This is a genomic window from Pseudomonas sp. NMI760_13 (genome assembly GCF_021283245.1).
GTDB classification, from domain to species: domain Bacteria; phylum Pseudomonadota; class Gammaproteobacteria; order Pseudomonadales; family Pseudomonadaceae; genus Aquipseudomonas; species Aquipseudomonas peradeniyensis.
Genome location: NZ_JAJSRC010000016.1, coordinates 16091 through 34907, shown reverse-complemented (window position 1 = coordinate 34907; position 18817 = coordinate 16091). Strand labels below are relative to the sequence as shown.

13 protein-coding genes are annotated in these 18817 nt (G+C 64.8%); 11 read left to right on the top strand and 2 right to left on the bottom strand.

Going from position 1 to position 18817, the window contains the following annotated elements; genetic code table 11:
- The first annotated feature begins 134 nt into the window (after positions 1 to 134).
- The 6 genes from LU671_RS17145 (at position 135) to LU671_RS17120 (ending at position 10222) form a co-directional block, all read left to right on the top strand.
- On the top strand, positions 135 to 4577 hold the full coding sequence (locus tag LU671_RS17145) for an NEL-type E3 ubiquitin ligase domain-containing protein (RefSeq protein WP_232856334.1): 4443 nt from the start codon (positions 135 to 137) through the stop codon (positions 4575 to 4577).
- A gap of 89 nt (positions 4578 to 4666) precedes the next feature.
- On the top strand, positions 4667 to 6313 hold the full coding sequence (locus LU671_RS17140) for an AMP-binding protein (protein ID WP_232856333.1): 1647 nt from the start codon (positions 4667 to 4669) through the stop codon (positions 6311 to 6313).
- Positions 6314 to 6325: 12 nt separating this feature from the next.
- Positions 6326 to 7093, top strand: coding sequence for an SDR family NAD(P)-dependent oxidoreductase (locus LU671_RS17135; RefSeq protein WP_232856332.1), 768 nt, complete (start codon positions 6326 to 6328; stop codon positions 7091 to 7093).
- Positions 7094 to 7105: 12 nt separating this feature from the next.
- Positions 7106 to 8299 (top strand): acetyl-CoA C-acyltransferase, encoded by a 1194-nt coding sequence (locus LU671_RS17130; protein WP_232856331.1) that lies wholly within the window; start codon positions 7106 to 7108, stop codon positions 8297 to 8299.
- A gap of 8 nt (positions 8300 to 8307) precedes the next feature.
- A complete protein-coding gene (locus LU671_RS17125; protein ID WP_203651921.1) occupies positions 8308 to 9435 on the top strand; it encodes an acyl-CoA dehydrogenase in 1128 nt (375 codons plus the stop codon).
- 13 nt (positions 9436 to 9448) lie between these two features.
- A complete protein-coding gene (locus tag LU671_RS17120; protein ID WP_198743228.1) occupies positions 9449 to 10222 on the top strand; it encodes an enoyl-CoA hydratase in 774 nt (257 codons plus the stop codon).
- Between the two features lie 37 nt (positions 10223 to 10259).
- Here the strand turns inward: LU671_RS17120 and LU671_RS17115 are convergent, their stop codons facing one another.
- Positions 10260 to 14795, bottom strand: coding sequence for a hypothetical protein (locus LU671_RS17115; RefSeq protein ID WP_232856330.1), 4536 nt, complete (start codon positions 14793 to 14795; stop codon positions 10260 to 10262).
- A gap of 341 nt (positions 14796 to 15136) precedes the next feature.
- Between LU671_RS17115 and LU671_RS17110 the strand changes: the two genes are divergently transcribed.
- From LU671_RS17110 to LU671_RS17100, 3 genes are all read left to right on the top strand, one after another.
- Positions 15137 to 15541, top strand: coding sequence for a TraR/DksA family transcriptional regulator (locus tag LU671_RS17110; protein WP_050704989.1), 405 nt, complete (start codon positions 15137 to 15139; stop codon positions 15539 to 15541).
- A 161-nt stretch (positions 15542 to 15702) separates the two neighbouring features.
- Positions 15703 to 17301, top strand: a complete 1599-nt coding sequence (locus LU671_RS17105) for a methyl-accepting chemotaxis protein (RefSeq protein WP_203651924.1) — start codon at positions 15703 to 15705, stop codon at positions 17299 to 17301.
- 116 nt (positions 17302 to 17417) lie between these two features.
- A complete protein-coding gene (locus LU671_RS17100; RefSeq protein WP_203651925.1) occupies positions 17418 to 17612 on the top strand; it encodes a hypothetical protein in 195 nt (64 codons plus the stop codon).
- A 4-nt stretch (positions 17613 to 17616) separates the two neighbouring features.
- Here LU671_RS17100 and LU671_RS17095 read toward each other — a convergent pair whose 3' ends face one another.
- On the bottom strand, positions 17617 to 17814 hold the full coding sequence (locus LU671_RS17095) for a hypothetical protein (RefSeq protein ID WP_232856329.1): 198 nt from the start codon (positions 17812 to 17814) through the stop codon (positions 17617 to 17619).
- A gap of 305 nt (positions 17815 to 18119) precedes the next feature.
- On the opposite strand from LU671_RS17095, the gene LU671_RS17090 reads away from it, so the two are divergent.
- Both LU671_RS17090 and LU671_RS17085 read left to right on the top strand, forming a co-directional pair.
- Positions 18120 to 18590, top strand: a complete 471-nt coding sequence (locus tag LU671_RS17090) for a hypothetical protein (protein ID WP_028690546.1) — start codon at positions 18120 to 18122, stop codon at positions 18588 to 18590.
- A complete protein-coding gene (locus tag LU671_RS17085; protein ID WP_203651927.1) occupies positions 18587 to 18796 on the top strand; it encodes a hypothetical protein in 210 nt (69 codons plus the stop codon). Before LU671_RS17090 ends, LU671_RS17085 begins: the two co-directional genes overlap by 4 nt.
- Positions 18797 to 18817: the final 21 nt, after the last annotated feature.

The following is an 18817-nucleotide window of genomic DNA, read 5'->3' as shown; positions in this document are numbered from 1 at the left end:
TTAAAGCACAAGGTCCTTACAGCATGACTTCTAATACCCTCTCGCCAACCGAAGCAGGCAGGAATGCGCAACTTCGCGTACTTCTGGACAAATTCATTGGTGCAAGACTGCCGGACTGGTTCACACAGGCTTCCGTGGAGCGCCTGAGAGCACTGCACAAGGCGTTCCAGGTCCATGAAAAGAGTCGTAAGCAACTGGCGCGGGCTACAACTGCTTTGGTATCGGCGCAACAGTTCGCCGAGCAGCATTTCCAACCGATGCTCAAGACCCTGTTGCCCGACGGGCCCGCGCTGGATGCGCTGGAGTGGGTCGACGCCTGGTACGGGGTGACGCCGATCCTGTCCACGCCTAGTGTCGAGCCACGCGAGTTGCGTTCTCCGGCACGGCTGCGGCTGATGCAGAACTTCCCTACATCCGCCTCGTTCTTTGTTGCCACAGGATTGGTGAACAGCGGCGCTTCGGCTGTCATGTCCAGTCCAGAGGGTGTTGCCGATGCCTGCCGCAAGCTGGATCTGGGCAAGCAGTACCAGGTATTGATCGCTCAGGTGTTCAGCCCGGCCAATCGAACTTTGCTTGCTGAGCATAAACGAGCCGCATTTGTCCTGATGTGCGAGCTTGCCCTGTGTCGTGCGCAGATCAGCGTCGAGGAGTACATGGCCCTTGACCAGCTTTCGAGCGGCAAGGCAGATCAGCCAGGTCAACAGTGCTTCGCCGGCGCGGGTGAACTGCGCATGCTGGGGTTCACCGTCGAGAACGCCTTGAAGATCCAGTTGCGTGACGCGCAGGGTACGGACAAGGGCGTGATCCTCTACGTGCCCGATGATGGGCAGAACTCCCTGCGCCGTTTCGATTCAGCCCAGTGCATGGAGCAGGCGCTGGCAAGTGAGCTGGAAAACGCGGATATCCGTCGGGACTTTCGCGAACGGATTCGGCTGCGTGACCGCGCTGCCTTCAGTCAGTTGCTGGACGTGCGCCTGAGTGATGAGGTGCCAGATCTGCAAATGAAAGGTGCCGCTTCCGGGCAGGACATCTTCACCACACTGGCCACTACCCAGGTAGAGCGGTTCAGGGATGACGGCAAGCTGCTGCTGGTCTCGAACGCGGACGCCGATCAGCAGGCCGCCAACGAGCGCCTGGCCACCTGGTCAGGGATCGGTTTCACCGTGCTCGGACTGGCGGGGCTGGGTATTCCTATCGTCGGTGTGGCACTGTTCGCGACCCTGGTAATGGATACCCTCGCGCATGTGTATGAAGGCGCTGTCGACTGGAGCGAGGGGCACCAGCATGAAGCGCTGGAGCATCTGTTCAGCGTCGCCGAGACCGTGGCGATCACAGCGGCCACCGCTGCAGGTGCCACGGCGGTGGCAAGCGTGCTCAAGCGCAGTTCGTTCGTTGACCTGCTCGATCCGGTCAGGACAAGCCAGGGCTCGCGCCTGTGGCAGGCGGACCTGCAGGTGTACGAATCTGACCCGGGGGCGGCGCGGCTGTTGGACAACGGCTTGTACGGCGAGGGCTCCCGGCGCTGGTTGCGTGTCGACGACAAGTACTACGAACTGCAACGGGAGGCGCCAGGCAAACCCTGGAGTTTGCGCCATGCCGAGCGCGCCGACGCTTACGGGCCGCCGGTCGATTTCAATGGCGAGCGTTGCTGGCGCATTCGCCTGGAGCGACCTCTGGAGTGGGACGACAGCACGCGGATGCTCAACCGTCTGTGGCCGCTGGACCCGCCGCTTTGCGCCGAAACGGCCGGACGAATACTGCAAGCTGCCGGCGTCGACAAGGAGGCATTGCGTGGGGTGCTGGTGGAGAACCGCCAGGCGCCGATCGCCCTGCGGGATACCTTGAGGCGCTATATGGCGGCGAGTCGGGTTTCGGCGCTGTTCAGCGCACTGGAAAAGCCCGGTGCGCTCCTCGAGGACACCCAGGTGCTGGCATGGTGCAGAGCCTGTGCGGACATGCATACGCTGGATGACCAAGCCATCGGCAGGCAGTTGCTGACGCGACGGTATGAGCTGCGTGAGGCGCTGCACAACCACCTGGCGGAAGACCTTTTGCTCGCCGAGGATCCGCTGGAGGCATTGCCGGACGATGAACCTGCAGCGGACGCGCTGCTGCAGCAGTTGCAAAGCGAGTTTCCCGGCTTGCCCCTGGCCTACGCCACCGAAGCGGTGCAGAGCGCCGACGCGATGCTGCGACGGGTGGCCATCAGCGAGTCTCGGTTGCCGATGGCGATCCTCAAACAGGTTCGCTCGCTGCTCGGGCAAGCACGACTGACACGGGCACTGGAAGGTCTTCTGCTGGATACCAGCTACACCGATGGGACTGGCGAGCTGGTGCTGGCCTTGCTGCCCAGACTCGCCAACTGGCCTGCGTCGCTGAACCTGGAGCTGCGCGAGGGTTCGGCGTTTGGCCGACTGATCAGTGTGCTGGACCCTCAAGGTCTGCGCGAGAAACGCACTGTGCTGGTCTGGCGGTCGGGCCAGTTCCACCTTTATGACCACCAGGGGCTGGCGCTGGAGCAGGACATCGACGCGCCGGGCGGGTTGTTCCAGGCCCTGGTGGGCTTGCTCGGACAGGAGGGAAAGCAGGCCCTCAAGCTCACTGGGCAGTCACCAGCCGAGCAACTGCGCCAAGCGATCATCGGCGAACTGCCAAAATCACGAGACGCAATCATCAATCGGTTAGGCTGGCGGGCAGTGGCCCCCAGGTTCAACCCTGGCAAGCGCTTGCCCGATGGGCGAGTCGGCTACACCCTTGGCGGTTCGCTCTCCAGGCGCTCGGGGACCATGGACACCCTGAGGCTGCGTGTCAGGGCGCTTTACCCCTCGCTGAGCATTGTCGAAGTGGAAAGGATGATCCAGGAGTGGCAGTTGCGCACGGGGGATGCCATCGAGGAGCTGTTGTCCCAGGAAACCAACTTCACCTACCTGGAAGATACGCTAAGCGTCTGGGAACGTGAGCCGCGCAGCCGTGCACTGCGCAATCGGCGCCGGCAGTTCTCCAATCGCCTGCGCAGCGCCTGGCGTCATGAGGGTGAAACCATTCGCAGCTACAGCCAGGACCGTGTCGGGCGTATCCTGAGCATCGAGGGCTGGCGCATCGGCTCGTTACCAGACCTGCCCGCGGAAATCGACATGGGGCACATCTACGAGTTGCGCATGTCCGGCATGGACCTGATGAGCATGTCGCCGATGTTCCTGGGCTGCTTCGATTCCCTGGAAACCTTGAGCCTGAACAATAACCTGCTGACTACGGTGCCTGAGCAGATTGCCCAGTTGCCCAGGCTCAGGCGGCTGGAGATGAGGTCGAATCGCATCCAGATGAATGCCTCGGGCGTCGCCACCTTGTCCAGCCTTGAAGGCCTGGAGACCCTGGTGCTCGACTTCAATCCGCTGCGTTCGCTGGAGCTGGACTTCTCCCGTCTTACCGAGCTGCAATTCCTCAGGGCGAACCGATGCTCCCTGAGAAGTGTGCCGACAGGTATCGAGCGATGCACTCAACTGATCCTGGCCGATCTGCGCTTCAACCTGATTTCCACGGTTCCCAATGGCCTGATGGCAACTTCGCGGACCTTCAGGCGTCGCGTGAACCTGGACGGCAACCCGGTGCCACTGCCAACGTTGACCGCATTCATGGCCGGGGACGCTGACGAACCGGTCGACGCGCAGTTGCCGGAGGTTATCGACCCCTTGCAACGCTGGCTCGAGACGGGTGAGCCGCAGGGGCGTGCTGAACGACGTGCCATGTGGCAGCGCGTGCAACAACTCGAAGGCAGCGCACAATTGTTCCTGCTGTTGGCCACCCTCACCAGGACCCAGGATTTCCTCCAGGCCCCCGAATACCTGGGCGAGCAGGTCTGGCAGTTGATCGAGGATGTCGACTCCGACAGCGTATTGCGCGACGACCTCTTCACCCATGCCGGTATCCAGCTCACCTGCCATGACAGTGTCGCGGAACGCTTCAGCAGGTTGTGGATGCGGGCACTGGTTCACCATGCCGAAGTGGAGGGCAAGGTGGGCAGCAATGGTGACGAACTGTTGAAGTTGGGGCGGGCCCTGTTTCGCCTGGACCGTCTCGATGAGTTCGCCAGGCAGGAGGTGATGTTGCGGGAGGCAGCGGGGCAGGAGGTCGACGAGCTGGAGGTCGTGCTTGGCTTGCGGGTTGAGTTGGCCGATACGCTGGGTCTGATCGGGCAGCCCAGGTCGATGCTGTATGGTGCGTTGGCGGACATCACTCCTGCGTTGAAAGAGCGGGCGGTCGATGCGGTGCTGGCGGACGAGACAGATGGGCACCTGGTGCAGAGCCTGGCCAATCGTGAATTCTGGCGTGATTACCTGAAAGTGCGGCATGGCGAGCTCTTTGCCCAGCATGACGAAGAGTTCGCTGAAAAGCTTGCCGCGTTGGATGAGCAGGCCTTGAGCAGCGATGCGTACCTGAAGGCCTGCAATGCCGTGGCGGCGGAGCGCGAGGCCAGTGAGCGCGCGATGATGGTCACGCTGACCCAGGAAGTGCTGGACCTTGAGGCCGTGGGCGTTAAGCTCGGCCCGGAGGATGGCGAATCCGCTCAGCCGGATTGACAGCTTTGGCCATTGCCGGCTGCGCCTCTCGGCGCGAACATCGTCAGACCGATGGTGCACTCCAACAATAAGAAACCAGGAGTCTGACGATGCGCGATTACGCCGAGGCCGCCCGTTCGTTCGACCATGCCCGGGCCGCCGCCGCGGCGCTGCATGGCAACCTCGAGGCCCTCAACGCCTGTGTCGAGTGCTGCGACCGCCACACCGGCAGCAACAAACCCGCCCTGGTCTGGGAAGACCGGGATGGCAACAGCGGGCGCTACACCTTCGATCAACTGCAGGCCCTGGCCGCGCGCTTTGCCAACGTGCTCAAGGCCCAGGGCGTCGAGGCCGGCGACCGGGTCGCCGGGCTCATGCCGCGTACCCCCGAATTGCTGATGACCATCCTTGCCACCTGGCGCCTGGGCGCGGTCTACCAACCCCTGTTTACCGCATTCGGCCCGAAGGCCATCGAGCACCGCCTCGAGCAGTCCCACGCCAAGGTGGTGATCACCGATCGCAACAACCGGCCCAAGCTCGATGAGGTGGCGGACTGCCCGACCATCGTCACGGTCGCCGCCGTCGAGGGCGAACTGGACTTCCATCGCAGTCTCGAGGCCGCCGCCGGCGATTGCGCGCCGGTGATGCGTACCGGCGACGATCCTTTCCTGTTGATGTTCACCTCGGGCACCACCGGCCCGGCCAAGCCGCTGGAAGTGCCGCTGCGCGCCATCGTCGCGTTCCAGGGCTACATGCGTGACGCCATCGGCCTGCGCCCGGAAGACAACTTCTGGAACCTGGCCGACCCCGGCTGGGCCTACGGCTTGTACTACGCGGTTACCGGACCGCTGTCGCTGGGCCACGCCACCACTTTCTACGACGGCCCGTTCAGCGTTGAAAGCTGCGCGCGGGTCATCGACAAGCTGGGCATCACCAACCTGGCAGGCTCGCCCACGGCCTACAGGTTGCTGATCGCGGCGGGCAGCGCATTCTCGGCGCCGATCAAAGGGCGCCTGCGGGTGGTCAGCAGTGCCGGCGAACCGCTCAACCCGGAAGTGATCCGCTGGTTCGCCGACGAGCTCGGGGTGACCATCCACGACCACTATGGCCAGACCGAGCTGGGCATGGTGCTGTGCAACCACCATGCGCTGGCGCACCCGGTGCACCTGGGTTCGGCCGGCTTCGCCATTCCCGGCCACCGCATCGTGGTGGTGGACGAGCAGGGCAACGAACTGCCTGTCGGCCAGCCTGGCATCCTCGCGGTGGATCGCGAGCAGTCGCCGCTGTGCTGGTTCGCCGGCTACCACGGGCTGCCGACCAAGGCCTTTTGCGGTAAGTACTACCTGTCCGGCGACACCGTCGAGCTCAACCAGGATGGCAGCATCAGCTTCGTCGGTCGCAGCGACGATGTGATCACCACCTCCGGCTACCGGGTCGGCCCATTCGATGTGGAAAGCGCCCTGATCGAGCACCCGGCAGTGGTCGAGGCGGCGGTGATCGGCAAGCCCGACCCGGAACGCACCGAACTGATCAAGGCCTTCGTGGTGCTGGCCCAGGGTTACCAGGGCAGCGCCGAACTTGAGGAAACCCTGCGCCAGCATGTACGCCAGCGCCTCTACGCCCACGCCTACCCGCGTGAAATCGAATTCGTCGGCGAGCTGCCCAAGACCCCGAGCGGCAAGCTGCAACGCTTCATCCTGCGCAACCAGGAAATCGCCCGACAACAAGCCGCGCAGCCGATCGCTGCGGGCGCCTGAAGGAAGACCGACATGCACATCACTCAAAAGAATTTCATCGTCAGCGGCGCGGCCTCGGGCCTGGGCGCCGCCACCGCGCAAATGCTCATCGAGGCCGGCGCCAAGGTCATGCTGGTCGATCTGAACGCCGCGGCAGTCGAAGCCAAGGCCGCCGAACTGGGCGCCAATGCCCGCTTCGCGGTGGCCGATATCAGCGACGAGGAGGCCGCCAAGGCAGCGGTCGATGCCGCGGTCGGCGCCTTCGGCAGCCTGCACGGGCTGGTCAACTGCGCCGGCATCGTCGGTGCCGAGAAGGTCCTGGGCAAGAACGGCCCGCACGCCCTGGGCAGCTTCGCCAAGGTCATCAACGTCAACCTGATCGGCAGTTTCAACCTGTTGCGCCTGGCCGCCGCGGCCATGGCCGAAGGACCGGCGGACGAGGGTGGCGAGCGGGGCGTGATCATCAATACCGCCTCCATCGCCGCCTATGACGGCCAGATCGGCCAGGCCGCCTATGCCGCCTCCAAGGGCGCCATCGCCAGCCTCACCCTGCCGGCGGCCCGTGAGCTGGCGCGCTTCGGCATCCGCGTGATGACCATCGCTCCCGGCATTTTCGAAACCCCGATGATGGCCGGCATGACCGACGAAGTCCGTGCCTCGCTGTCCGCCGGCGTGCCGTTCCCGCCACGCCTGGGCCGCCCGCAGGAATACGCAGCACTGGCCCGTCATATCATCGAGAACAGCATGCTCAACGGCGAGGTGATCCGCCTCGACGGCGCGCTGCGCATGGCTGCCAAGTAAGGAGAACCGAACATGACCCTCGCCAATGATCCGATTGTCATCGTCAGCGCCGTGCGCACGCCCATGGGCGGCCTGCAGGGTGACCTCAAGAGCCTGACCGCGGCGCAGCTGGGCAGCGCGGCGATTCGTGCCGCCGTCGAGCGCGCCGGTATCGATGCCGCCAGTGTCGAGCAGGTGCTGTTTGGTTGCGTGCTGCCGGCCGGGCAGGGCCAGGCACCGGCACGCCAGGCGGCGCTGGGTGCCGGCCTGGACAAGCACACCACCTGTACCACCCTGAACAAGATGTGCGGCTCGGGCATGCAGGCCGCCATCATGGCACATGACCAGCTCCTGGCCGGCAGCGCCGACGTGATCGTCGCCGGTGGCATGGAAAGCATGACCAACGCCCCCTACCTGCTGGACAAGGCCCGTGGCGGCTACCGCATGGGGCACGGCAAGATCATCGACCACATGTTCATGGACGGCCTGGAAGACGCTTACGACAAGGGCCGTCTGATGGGCACCTTCGCCGAGGACTGCGCGCAGAAGGGCGACTTCAGCCGCGAGGCCCAGGACGCCTTTGCCATCGCTTCGCTGACCCGCGCCCAGGACGCGATCAAGAGCGGCCGCTTCGCCGCCGAGATCGTTCCGGTGGAAGTCACCGAGGGCAAGGAAAAGCGCATCATCAAGGACGACGAGCAGCCGCCCAAGGCGCGTCTGGACAAGATCCCGCAGCTCAAGCCGGCTTTCCGCGAGGGCGGCACCGTCACCGCGGCCAACTCCAGCTCGATTTCCGACGGCGCCGCCGCGCTGGTGCTGATGCGTCGCTCCGAGGCCGAGAAACGCGGCCTCAAGCCGCTGGCGGTGATCCATGGCCACGCGGCCTTCGCCGACACCCCGGCACTGTTCCCCACCGCGCCCATCGGTGCCATCGACAAGCTGCTCAAGCGTACCGGCTGGAACCTGGCCGAGGTGGACCTGTTCGAGATCAACGAGGCCTTCGCCGTGGTCACCCTGGCGGCCATGAAACACCTCGACCTGCCCCACGACAAAGTCAATATCCACGGCGGCGCCTGCGCCCTGGGCCACCCGATCGGCGCCTCGGGCGCGCGCATTCTGGTGACCCTGCTGTCGGCCCTGCGCCAGAACAACCTGCGCCGTGGCGTGGCGGCCATCTGCATCGGCGGTGGCGAAGCGACGGCCATGGCGGTCGAGTGCCTGTACTGAGGTGAATCATGCTGGTAACTGAAGAGCAACAACAGATCGCCGACGCCGTGCGCGACTTCGCCCAGGAGCGCCTGAAGCCGTTTGCCGAGCAATGGGACAAGGAACACCGTTTCCCCAGGGAGGCCATCGAGGAGATGGCCGGCCTGGGCCTGTTCGGCATGCTGGTACCGGAGCAATACGGCGGCAGCGACACTGGCTACGTGGCCTATGCCATGGCCCTGGAAGAGATCGCCGCCGGTGACGGCGCCTGCTCGACCATCATGAGCGTGCACAATTCGGTGGGCTGCGTGCCGATCCTCAAGTTCGGCAGCGAGGCGCAGAAACAGCAGTTCCTCGCGCCATTGGCCAGCGGCTCGATGCTCGGCGCCTTCGCCCTGACCGAGCCCCAGGCCGGCTCCGACGCCAGCAGCCTGAAGACCCGCGCCCGCCTGGACGGCGACCACTACGTGCTCAACGGCAGCAAGCAGTTCATCACCTCCGGGCAGAACGCCGGGGTGGTGATTGTCTTCGCCGTGACCGACCCGGACGCCGGCAAGCGCGGCATCACCGCCTTCATCGTGCCCACCGACTCACCGGGTTACCAGGTGGCACGGGTCGAGGACAAGCTCGGTCAGCACGCCTCCGACACCTGCCAGATCGTCTTCGACAATGTGCGGGTGCCGGTAGCCAATCGCCTGGGTGAGGAAGGGCAGGGCTACAAGATCGCCTTGGCCAACCTTGAAGGCGGCCGCATCGGCATCGCCTCGCAGTCGGTGGGCATGGCCCGCGCCGCCTTTGAGGCAGCACGCGACTACGCCAACGAGCGGCAGACCTTCGGCAAGCCACTGATCGAGCACCAGGCCGTGGCCTTCCGCCTGGCCGACATGGCAACGAAGATTGCCGTGGCCCGGCAGATGGTGCTGCACGCCGCCGCCCTGCGCGATGCCGGGCGTCCGGCACTGGTGGAAGCGTCGATGGCCAAGCTTTTCGCCTCGGAAATGGCCGAAAAGGTCTGTTCGGACGCCTTGCAGACCCTCGGCGGTTATGGCTATCTGAGCGACTTCCCGCTGGAGCGGATCTACCGCGACGTGCGGGTCTGCCAGATCTACGAAGGCACCAGCGACATTCAGCGCATGGTCATTGCGCGCAATCTTTGAAGGAGCAGACTGCATGGCATTCGAAACCATCCTGTTGGACATCCACGGCAAGGTCGGCCTGATCACCCTCAACCGCCCGCAGGCGCTCAACGCGCTGAACGCGCAGATCGTCGGCGAGATCAACCAGGCCCTGGACCAGCTGGAGCGTGACCCGAACATCGGCTGCGTGGTACTGACTGGTTCCGCCAAGGCCTTTGCCGCCGGCGCCGACATCAAGGAAATGGCCGAGCTGCAATACCCGCAGATCTACGTCGAGGACCTGTTCAGCGATTCCGATCGCATCGCCAACCGGCGCAAACCGATCATCGCCGCGGTGTCGGGCTTCGCCCTGGGCGGTGGCTGCGAGCTGGCGATGATGTGCGATTTCATCCTGGCCGCCGACAACGCCAAGTTCGGCCAGCCGGAAATCAATCTCGGCGTGCTGCCGGGCATGGGTGGCACCCAGCGCCTGACCCGCGCCGTGGGCAAGGCCAAGGCCATGGAACTGTGCCTGACCGGCCGCCTGATGGGCGCCGAGGAAGCCGAGCGCGCCGGCCTGGTGGCGCGTATCGTGCCGCAGGCGGAGCTGGTGGAAGAGGCGCTTAAAGTGGCCGCGACCATCGCCAGCAAGTCGATCCCGGTGAGCATGATGGTCAAGGAAAGCGTCAACCGCGCCTTCGAAGTCACCCTGAGCGAGGGCGTGCGCTTCGAGCGCCGGGTATTCCACGCTGCATTCGCTACCGAAGACCAGAAGGAAGGCATGGCCGCGTTCATCGCCAAGCGCGAGGCGCAGTTCAAGGACCGTTGATGTCACGCGGGCGCCGTTTGTACGGCGCCCCATGTCACTACAGGTTGAAGAAGTAGCGCTCGGCTGCGGCGCTGGTGATGGGTGCCCGGTAGACCTCAACCTCCTTGCCGCTGGCGTCGGTATGGCGCCCGCCGGCGGCATGGCGCTGGGCAGCAGTCTTCAGGTGGCCGGCGGTGAAGTCGGCCTTGGCCGTGTCCGCTGCCGGGTAGTGGAAGTGGGCGTACCACAGCGCCTGGCCACCCCGGCTGATGCTGTATTCGTCCAGGTAGTCGACGGGGCGGCCCTTGACCTTGGCCAGGCGGGTGCGGCCACCGACCAGGGCGATCCGCACTTCGCCTTGCTCCAACAGGAACTGCACCTCGCCCATCCTCGGTTGACGCGCCACGGCGGCGTCCATACGCATCCGGGTCGCCTGGCGAGCCATCTCTGCGGCCAGATCGCGCAGGTGCCTGGCCACCCTTTCGGCATCCTTGCCCTGGCTCGCCTCGTCGGTTTCATTGTCCGCTGTCAGACGCGCCTCGATGTCCTCGACCCGTTCCAGCAGGCGGTCACGCTGGTGCAGCACGGACTCCTCGATCTCCACTGGCAGGTAGCTGTCCGAGGCCCGTTGCAGGCGGGCCACTTCCTGCGCGGTTTCGGCGATAAGCCCGTCGCTGCCCTTGAGCAGGCGCTTGAGGCTCAGGCCTGACGCACGGTTGACCACAATCGCCGGTGCGACCTCGACCCATTCACCGTGCTTGAGATGGTAGGTCTGGCCCGGGGTCTTGCTGTCGGGGCCCGGAATGTCCACGGTGCTGGCGTCGTTCGTGCGGGGCTCGGCCAGCAGCAGGCCATGTTCGGTGGTTTCGATCAGGCCGGGAACCTTGCTGCGCAACTGCTTGAGGGAGCTGACCGGTGGGTAGTCGGGCAAATTGCCCAGGTCCTGGGCAATCAGGCCCTGGATGTGCTCCAGCTCGTCGCGCAGGCGTTGCAGGGTCTGTTGCGCGGCCTCGCCGGGCACGCGCTCCGCGAGGTTGCCCAACTGGCGCGCGGCGGCCTGGAAATGCCCCTGGATGCTGCGCAGCAAGCGCACCGACACTTCCTGATCGGCATCGGCCAGCTTGTACAGTTCGCTGCGCTGGATGATGCCGAGCTGGAAGCTGCGCCAGAAGCGGTCGCGCCAGTAGGCGGTATCGTTGCTCAGACCATGGACCAGGGTCAGGCGGTTGAGCAGGCTTTCGAGGTGCAGGAAGCGCAGGAACAGGTCCTTGTTCGCGGTGGCGGAGGGGACGGCCATCAGATCGCGCCAGTGGACGATATCGGGGTGTCGCTGGCCGGCCAGCCGGGTCAGTTCTTCCTGGCGTTGGCGTAGCAGGGTGTTGTTGTGGATCATCTGCTCGAGCAGCGGTTGCATGGTGTCCAGGCGCTGGGTCGCGATGCGGATGTCGGCGCGGCTGAGCTCCTCGCCGTCCTGGTCCTGTTGCCGGGCGATCTGCGCCAGTTGCTCGCGGATGGGCTGGTAGCGTTTTTGCAGCAGGGTACGCAGGAGCTGCTGGCAGGAGCAGTCCTGGTACAGCGCGAATGCATGTACCTTGCGAAAGTCTTTCACCGGTTGCATGGCGTTGCGGGTCCTGAGGTGTTCTATATGGGTGGTCCAGAATGCCGACAAGGCCTGCACCTTGCCCTGGCAACGCTCCAGGGTCGCATCATCGAGGGCAGTGGCGGCCAGCTTGTCGATGGTGCTCAACTCCCGGATCCTGTCCGTCATCAGTGCCTTGTCCGCCATGATCGCCTCATTGGCCGCCTGCATGGCCGTCTCCTTGTCCAGGCGCATCCGGCGGATCTGCTCGGACAACGGCATGCCGCCCTTGAGCCCCAGGCGCAGGTCCAGTTGCCAGCGGCCGATCTCGTCGCGGTGCAGCCATGGGCCCTGGGTGAGGTCCGGGCCGATGATGCGCAGCCGCTGCGGCACCACCAGTTCCACCTCGTAGACATTGCCGTCCTGCAGGGTGAAGAAGCGGGTGTCCTGCAGATAGAGCCCACGCAGCCTGCCGTTGGGTATCGGCGCTCCCAGCGCGCTGGCCTTGACCGTTGCCTGCAACGCCTCGAGCGCGTCGCGTTGGGTGTCGTTGAGTCGCCGATCAGGGCGGGCCCAGGTGAAATCCAGCTGGGTGAAGGGCACTGCTGCCGCGACAGGCAGAAGGGGGCCGGTTTCGGAGGCGTGGGGTGGTGTCAGCCCGACGGGCGACCGAGGTGTCATGCCCTGCTCCAGTTGCAGCCGTATGAGCGAGTGGGAGAACAGCAGCAGGGCGATGTTCAGCAACAGGTTGACCAGGGCCAGTTCGTGCCCGGTGGGGTTGCGTTCGGCATCGGATTCGACGAACTCGGCCAGGGCCACTTCCATCTGGACCAGCCAGGCTACTTTGCCCAGGGTGCCGCCGGCCAGCGGCAGCAAGGTGTTGAACAGCAGCCAGCCCAGTTCTTTCCAGCTGTTCCAGCGGGTCTGCGCGCTGGTGCTGGCCTGGGCCTCGAAGCGCTGGATCGACTCGGTCACACAGCCGTCGTACAGGGCCTGGTCGACATGGGCGACAGCATCCTCGATGGACAGGCTGACAGGCGCAGGCGTGCTGAATGGCACGGCGCTGGTGTCGTCCAGCGGCACGAACAGATGCGGTTCGAGGAAGCCGCCGTGGGCATAGAAGCGACGGTCCTCGGCCGGCAGGCGTTGCAGCAGGTCGTCCTGCAGCGGCCCCGTTGCGCTGATCGCGACGAACAGCGCCATGCGATCGGCGAAGTGCACCAGTGGCTCCTGATGCAGCGGGCGGTACAACAGGCAGCCTGCGCTGCCCGGATCGTCAGGCTCGATCAACCAGGTGTTGAGGGGATGGTCCGGCGCCGAACCGGGTGTCTTGATGAACCCCAATGGCCGCAGGATCCAGCGTGGTAGCAGCCCATCGGGGCCGGAGGCGAACACCTGGGCGACATGTCCTGGAATCGTCGGGTCCTGCAGGCTGCCGCGCAGGTAAAGCTCCATGGCCAGGGCCGGGAGCTGGGCCCGCAGTTGCTGGTACAGCAGGTGCTGGCGCTGCTGCCGGCGGGGCGGATCATCCAGCAGTTTGCCGCGCAGCATGGCCGGGTAGGCGCTGGCGATGTCCAGTTCGCTGACCAGGCGACGCAGGTAGGGTTCGTCCAGCCATTGCGGCAGGGCATCCCCGCTCGTGCTGCTCAGCACCACGCGTCCGGGCCTGAGCAGCCCGAGGTTGCCGATGGCCAGTTGGGCGAGGGTCAGCACCACCGGCGTGACCTCGCCCGAGGTGATGATCATGTCCTGGCCCGCAGCGGCGGCGGCGATGGTCTGGTAGTTGGTGAGGCGAATGGTTTCGGGCGCGGGCGCGTCGGCGGGATGATCGCTGGCCATGCGGGCGGCGAGGCGGCGATTGGCGAATGCTTCGGCATCGTCGATGCCGTCGAGCCAGAACTGCCCCTGGGTGTCTCGATATTGCTGGGCGACATCGATCAGCAGTTCGCTGTAGTGCATCAGTGAACGGCTGTCGGCATTGCGCAACCAGTCGGGTAGCTGTTCACTGAGTGTCTTGCGCTGGGCAGTCTCGACCTCGTCGCACAGGTCGATCAGCGAGGTCAGGCGATCCAGGTCACGGTTCATGGCCATGGCATCGAACTCGCCGTGGTAGCGTCCGGCGAGGTGTTCCACCAATCGCAACTGCTGCTCGAGCAGGCCCAGGGCCTGGACCTGGAACACCGGGTCGGTGGAGGCCGCTATTTCGATCTGGCGTTGACCGGATCGCACGACCTTGGCCAGGGCGTGGTCGATGTCTTCAAGCATGACCTGGCGGGAGTTGAAGCGCAGCAGCTTGCCGGTCAGGGTAAAGAGCAGGGTCAGCGCGCGTTGTGGATCGCCGTCGTCATGCTCGATCAGCACGGCGCTGGACATGTCGGCATCGAGCTTGTTGTCGGCGCTCAGGTCCACGCCCAGGTTGAGTACTTGCAGGCCCTTGGTATTGGACCAGTCGCTGCGCTGGGCCGGTGTCGGATAGTCATGCACCAGGCGCACGATGGCCTGTGCGAAGCCGGGCAGGGTCTGGGTTCTGGCCTGCAGGAACTGGTCCTTGAGGTAGCTGGAATACCAGCTCCAGGGGGTCTGTCCGCTGCTGTCGTGGCGGCCCCAGTAAGCCACCAGTGCCTGCCGGTAGCCATCCACGAGCAGCGGGCCTGCTTCGTCGATCAGCAACTCGACGGCATGCAGGTCGAGGTCCACCTGCCAGGCCGGATCGCTGTCCTGACGGGTGCTGAGAAAGTCCTCGCCGACGGTCAGGTTGAGGGTGGCGCGCTGGCAGTAGCGCTCCACCAGGACCTGGGAGAGCGGTCGGATCCAGGGTGTGGTGGATTGCGCTCGGGCACTGACAAGGTACAGGCCTAGCGGGTCATGGGCATTGCCCAGTTGTCGCTGCCGCCATTGATCACGCAGGATATCGTCGGCGGCGTCGAGCAGGGTGGGGCGGTCGTTGAAGCGTTTGGCGACCTTGCAGTCCAGGTTGCTGAAGCTGGCCAGGCGTTGGTGCAGGTTGTCGTTCATGATGGGGCTTCGGGTCGTTGTGAGGGCCGCTATCAAGCGCGTTTTCCTGCTGTTTCGTGCGCTAGCTGGCTACTACCCGAGAGAACCATTATTATTTCGGCATATTACCCAATGGCGTCTTGCAGGCGCGCAATCCGTACTATTCCACGGTGCCAGTCAGCGGATTCCCAACCTGTTTCGGCCAAATCCGCCGTCATTTCTGTTGCCCACTCGGGCGCGGCACCTTAGACTGCCGCCCCCTGTAAAAGAGTGCCGGTTGGCGCTTGAAGAATTCCGCGGCCGACGAAGCTTCGTCGGCGGCACCCGAATCGCCCAATGCACATTTTTTCATAGAGAAATCGATGACCAAGGAACAGTTGCTGGCCATGTCGGCCGATGACTACATGAACGCCGAACAGCTCGCGTTCTTCACCAAGCTGCTGCAAGCGATGAAAGTCGAAACGCACGAGCGCATCGAACTCAGCCGCACCTCCATCGAAAGCCTGGACAGCCCCTCGGATCCGGCTGACGTGGCGTCGGTCGAGGAAGAACGCACCTGGCTGGTCAACGCCATCGACCGCGACCAGCGCCTGCTGCCGCAGCTGGAGATGGCCCTGGACCGCATCGCCGACGAAAGCTTCGGCTGGTGCGACGACAGCGGTGAGCCGATCGGCCTGAAGCGCCTGCTGATCAGCCCGACCACCAAGTACTGCATCGAAGCCCAGGAGCGTCACGAGCAGCTCGACCGCCACCAGCGGCAGATCTGATCCAACGCCTTGCGCAAGGCCCCACGGAGCGATCCCTGGGGCCTTCGTGTTTTCTTGCCCTGTATCAACGGGTGGCCGGCTGCATCCAAGTGAGCGTGGATAATGGCGTTATAGTGGCGTTTAATGACGTCACAATAACGACATGCGGATGGACCACGACAATGATGCGAGAAGGATCTCTGCCGGCCGGCGCAGCGCCGCAGGCCACCCCGACCCGTGCGGGGGCCGCCGTCGCCCTGTTGCAGGGCGTCGCGCTGTGCGCGGTGTTGGCGGCCATGGCGTTCACCGGGCTGCCCTTGTACCTGGCCTTGCCGATGGCGCTGGCGGTGCTGTGGCTGCCGCGTGGGCGCAAGGTGGCCGCCGTGCAGCCGGTATCGACGCCGGCCCAGGACGGCACGCTGCTCCAGGAACTGGCCCGCGGCACCAGCCACAATGCTTTGTCGGCCGCCGCAGTGGCGCATTCGGTGCAGCAACTGGCGGCCCGGGTGCAGTCGCAACTGGGGGCTGCCCAGGAGATCGTCGGCAGTGCCGAGATCATGATCACCACCGAGGAGCAGACTGCCCAGCTCAGCCAGCAGGCGCTGCAAGCCGCTCGTTCCGCCCACGGCAGCAGCGTGGTCGGCAGCGAGGTGCTGGCCGAGTCCATCCAGTGCATGCGCGAGCTCAGTGTGCGCGCTTCGGCCAGTCGCGAGCTGATCGAGGCCCTGCATCAGCGCAGCGAGGATATCGCCCGGGTCACCCTGGTGATCCAGGGCATTGCCAGCCAGACCAACCTGCTGGCGCTCAACGCCGCCATCGAGGCGGCGCGGGCCGGCGAGCATGGCCGTGGCTTCGCGGTGGTGGCCGACGAGGTGCGCGGCCTTGCCGGGCGTACCGCCAGTGCCACCGAGGAGGTCGGCCAGATGGTTGCGGACATCCAGGCGCGCACCGCCCAGGTGGTGGCGCAGATCCGCACGCTGGCCGAGGACCTGGGCAAGGGGGTCGGCCAGGTCGAGCAGGCTGGCGGGCAACTGGCGCAGATTGCCAGCCTGGCGGCCAGTGTCGAGGGGCAGGTGAGCGAGATCGCCGGGGGCACGCAGGTCAACCAGGCCCAGCTCGACACCCTGTTCCAGGCCGTGGCCCAGGTGCGCGGCGACCTGGAGGTCAGCGACCAGCAGACCCGGCGCCTGGCCAAGGCGGCGGTGCAGATGGAGGGCCAGGTGGAAAGCCTGAGCGAACGGCTGGCCGAGGTCGGCCTGGACGCCTACCACCAGCGGGTATTCGAACTGGCGCAGGCGGGCGCGCGGCAGATCGGCGAATGTTTCGAGACGGATATCGAACAGGGGCGCATCGGCCTGGACGATCTGTTCGATCGCCAGTACCGGCCGATTGCCGGCATGCAGCCACCACGTTTCAGTACGCGCTTCGACCACTACACCGACACGGTGTTGCCGCAGCTCCAGGAACCGTTGCTGCAGCACGACGGTATGGTCTACGCCATTGCCTGTACCCAGCAGGGCTACGTGCCGACCCACAATAATGCGTTCAACCAGCCGCTGACCGGCGATGCCGCCCATGACACGGCGCACAACCGCAGCAAGCGCATGTTCGATGATCGTACCGGCGCTCGCTGCGGCAGTCACCAGCAGCGGGTGCTGCTGCAAACCTACACGCGAGACACCGGTGAGCTGATGCACGACCTGTCGGTGCCGATCTTCGTCGCGGGACGACACTGGGGTGGCCTGCGCCTGGGGTACCGGCCTGAACCCGGGCTCGATTGAGGCGATTTGTTGCCTGGAGTGCAACACTGCTGTACCGCCTTGCGCTTTATTCGTGGGGTACCCAGGTCGTATCATGCGCACATCGTTAGGTTGCTAATTAAATTCCGGAGGGGATGATGACTAGCCGAGTCGATGTGGCCGTGATGATCGGCAGTGGTGTGCCACGGTCCTTGCAGGCCCTGGGCAAAAGGGCGTGCTGGGTGGTACTGGTTGACGGCGAACGTCGTGGCACGGCCTTCGCCAGCCGTGATGAGGCCCTGGAGTGCCAGGCTGCATGGCAACAGCAACTGGGCAGGAGCCAGGCGGCGTGAAGCTTCAGCGCTCCAGGTAGCGTGCAAGCTCCCAGGCGTCCTGGTAGCGCTGGCGGAATCCGCGGACCTTGCCAGAGGTGATTTCAGTGATGTGAAAGAAGCCGATACCGGCGGCCACAACGCTGTATCGGGATGTGCCTGGCATAGCCGTACGCCAAGAAATGTTACTTGCCTCTCGACGGAATTCGGTGTTTTCGTGCATATTCCTGTACCTGTAATGCGCGACGAAGGGTTGGGGCACACTCATGCTGAAGTGTCGCCCTCAGTAGTCGCATCTTCCTGACCCCTTTGCCGTCAGGTTATACGTTTCCTATTTGCGGATAGTTTGCCGAAGCACGCCGGATGTTCCAGCGGGGAAGTGTTCCCTGCTTGGCGTATCGTTCGTGTGCGTGGATCTTCGCTTATTGAATCCATGGTCCTTTGGACTTCGACTTTGTGTGGCTGCCACCCCAACGCCCAGCGGCGTGTGCGGTGCGGCTTGCTGTAATTGATGTGAGGAGCTTTTCATTGGCAGTCAGTACTCTGGATACCCATGCGTTGTTTGCCCTGGGCGATTTGCGCGCCAAGCTGGTCAAGTTGTTCCAGGGGCGCTTCGTGTATGTCACCGAGCAGAACCCCGACGGCCTGTACATGGCCGAGATCGATACCGATGACGCCATGGTGGTCGATGACAAACAGCGCCTTGAGCTGAAAGTGGGTGACCACTTCCGCGCCGCGGTGCTGCCCAGCCGCGAAGGCGGCAAGCTCGAACTGCGTTTTCGCGAGATCAAGTTCAATGTGTACGGGCAGGGCGACTACGCCTTCGTTTCGGTGCCGGAAGGCGAGGCCATCGTGTTCCGTGAAGGGCAGGGCGTGATGCTGGTGTTCGCGGCCCAGCAGCAGGTCCAGGAAGGCCTGGGCAAGCTGCTCAAGGCGGTGACCGGCAAGGTCGCCAAGTGGCGCAAGGGCGAGCTGACCACCTTCAAGGCCAGCGAGTGAGCGACGAGGACACACCCGCCTCGCGGGCCGACTTCCACCGTGAGCATCAGGCCCGGGCCCTCGAGCAGGCCGAGCGCCTGCTGGCGCGCCGGGATGAACTGCAGGGGGCGTGGCTGGGCTGGGTGGCCGGCGAGCTCTACCAGATGAGCCCACCGCCCTTCGTCGCCATGGTGCGACGCGAGCTGCAGCGCTTGAGCCAGGCCTGACGGTTGGGGTTGCGCATTCCC

Excerpts from the sequence above, each read along its gene's own strand:
- LU671_RS17100 (WP_203651925.1), top strand. The coding sequence starts at position 17,418 with ATGACTAGCCGAGTCGATGTGGCCGTGATGATCGGCAGTGGTGTGCCA.
- LU671_RS17115 (WP_232856330.1), bottom strand. The coding sequence starts at position 14,795 with ATGAACGACAACCTGCACCAACGCCTGGCCAGCTTCAGCAACCTGGAC.
- LU671_RS17120 (WP_198743228.1), top strand. The coding sequence starts at position 9,449 with ATGGCATTCGAAACCATCCTGTTGGACATCCACGGCAAGGTCGGCCTG.
- LU671_RS17105 (WP_203651924.1), top strand. The coding sequence starts at position 15,703 with ATGATGCGAGAAGGATCTCTGCCGGCCGGCGCAGCGCCGCAGGCCACC.
- LU671_RS17135 (WP_232856332.1), top strand. The coding sequence starts at position 6,326 with ATGCACATCACTCAAAAGAATTTCATCGTCAGCGGCGCGGCCTCGGGC.
- LU671_RS17110 (WP_050704989.1), top strand. The coding sequence starts at position 15,137 with ATGACCAAGGAACAGTTGCTGGCCATGTCGGCCGATGACTACATGAAC.
- LU671_RS17140 (WP_232856333.1), top strand. The coding sequence starts at position 4,667 with ATGCGCGATTACGCCGAGGCCGCCCGTTCGTTCGACCATGCCCGGGCC.
- LU671_RS17095 (WP_232856329.1), bottom strand. The coding sequence starts at position 17,814 with ATGCACGAAAACACCGAATTCCGTCGAGAGGCAAGTAACATTTCTTGG.
- LU671_RS17125 (WP_203651921.1), top strand. The coding sequence starts at position 8,308 with ATGCTGGTAACTGAAGAGCAACAACAGATCGCCGACGCCGTGCGCGAC.
- LU671_RS17130 (WP_232856331.1), top strand. The coding sequence starts at position 7,106 with ATGACCCTCGCCAATGATCCGATTGTCATCGTCAGCGCCGTGCGCACG.